The organism is Nonomuraea aridisoli (assembly GCF_003236395.1).
In the GTDB taxonomy this organism is placed as follows: Bacteria; Actinomycetota; Actinomycetes; order Streptosporangiales; family Streptosporangiaceae; genus Nonomuraea; species Nonomuraea aridisoli.
In genome coordinates this window covers 1-1,504 of the sequence record NZ_POUD01000553.1, presented here as the reverse complement: position 1 = coordinate 1,504, position 1,504 = coordinate 1, and the positions used below count along the sequence as shown (strand labels likewise).

General features: G+C 68.0%; 1 protein-coding gene. It reads left to right on the top strand.

Annotated features, from left to right (window positions below; all coding sequences use genetic code 11):
• Positions 1-87: 87 nt before the first annotated feature.
• The gene (locus C1J01_RS47995) at positions 88-1,446 is read left to right on the top strand and encodes an IS256 family transposase (RefSeq protein WP_181449377.1); all 1,359 of its coding nucleotides are present in this window, start codon (positions 88-90) and stop codon (positions 1,444-1,446) included.
• Positions 1,447-1,504: the final 58 nt, after the last annotated feature.

Sequence of the window (1,504 nt, the reverse complement as noted above, 5' to 3'; positions counted from 1 at the left end):
GGTCGCGTCCCAGATGCGGTGTAAATAGATCACGAGCGTAGGTTCCGTGTTGAACCGCCAAGTTCGCACGAAAGAGGTCCCACGCTCGTGACCCGTCGAGTATCGCCTACCCAGGCCATCCGTGCCGAGATCGACGCCCTGTTCGCCTCCGATCGTGATCTGGTCGAGGTCATTGAGGATGTCGCCCGGCTCGGCGCCCGTCTGATCATCCAGACCGCCGTCGAAGCCGAGGTCGACGCCTTCCTCGGCCGCGCCCGCTACCAGCGCGCCACCACCGCCGCCTCGTACAGCGGTGATGAGGAAGGGACGGCGGTGCGGCCGGGCCACCGCAACGGTCACTGCCCGACCACCGTCAAGACCACCAGCGGACCGATCACCATCGCACGACCGAAGCTGCGCGGCACCACCGAAAGGTTCGCCTCCCGCCTGTTCGGCACCGGCGTCACCCGCACCCACGCGCTGGAGACGCTCGTGATCGCCTCCTTCGTGCGCGGCCTGTCCGTCCGCGACGTCGAAGGCGCACTGGCCGATGCACTCGGCCCCGAGGCGGCCCTGAGCAAGTCCACGGTCTCGACGATCTGCCAGGCCATCGTCGCCGAGTACGACGCCTGGTGCCGCCGCGACCTGTCGAACATCGAGCTGGACTACCTGTTCCTGGACGCCTCGCATTTCAAGATGCACGACGGCAGCCGGGCCGAGCCGATCCTGGCCGCCTGGGGCATCACCACCGCCGGCAAGCCCGTCTTCGTCGGCCTGGCCGCCGCCGGATCCGAGTCCACCGACGCCTGGCACGACTTCCTCACAGACCTGACCACCCGCGGCCTCACGTCTCCGCTGCTGATCGTCTCCGACGGCGCACCCGGCCTGATCAGCGCCGCCGAACAGGTCTTCGCGCCCTCGCTGCGCCAGCGGTGTCTCGTCCATCGCGCCAGAAATGTGCTCGCGAAGGTCAGCGCCGGCGACCAGGCCGAGGTGAAGGCCTCCTACTGGCAGATCTTCGACATCAGCGAGCTGGGCGATGACGTCAAGGTCGGCCAGCACCTGGTCGACCTCGTCCAACAGCGCATCGACGCCTTCGCCGACACGTGGAGTGGCCGCTATCCGGCGGCGGTCAAGTGCCTGCTGACCGACCGCCAGAGCCTGACCCCCTACCTGCGTTTCCCGATCGAGCACCACAAGCGCATCCGGCATTCCAACTTCATCGAGCGCACCTTCGGCGAGACCCGCCGCCGGGTCAAGGTCATCGGCCGCTTCCCCGGCGAAACTAGCTGCGTGTCCCTGGTCTGGGCCGTGCTGGACCGCGCCGCCCGCGGCTGGCGCGGCTTCGCCATGACCAGCACGGGCCTGCGCATTCTGCAAGACCTCCGCCGAGCCCTGCTTCACCCACCCACTCAGCTTCGTCCGACGGGTGATCCGGCCTTGGCACCCGCTATCGAGGCCGCCTAAGATCCACTCACGGCACCTACCTCGTCGAGCCTTTTACACCGCTCCGAGGACGCGACCG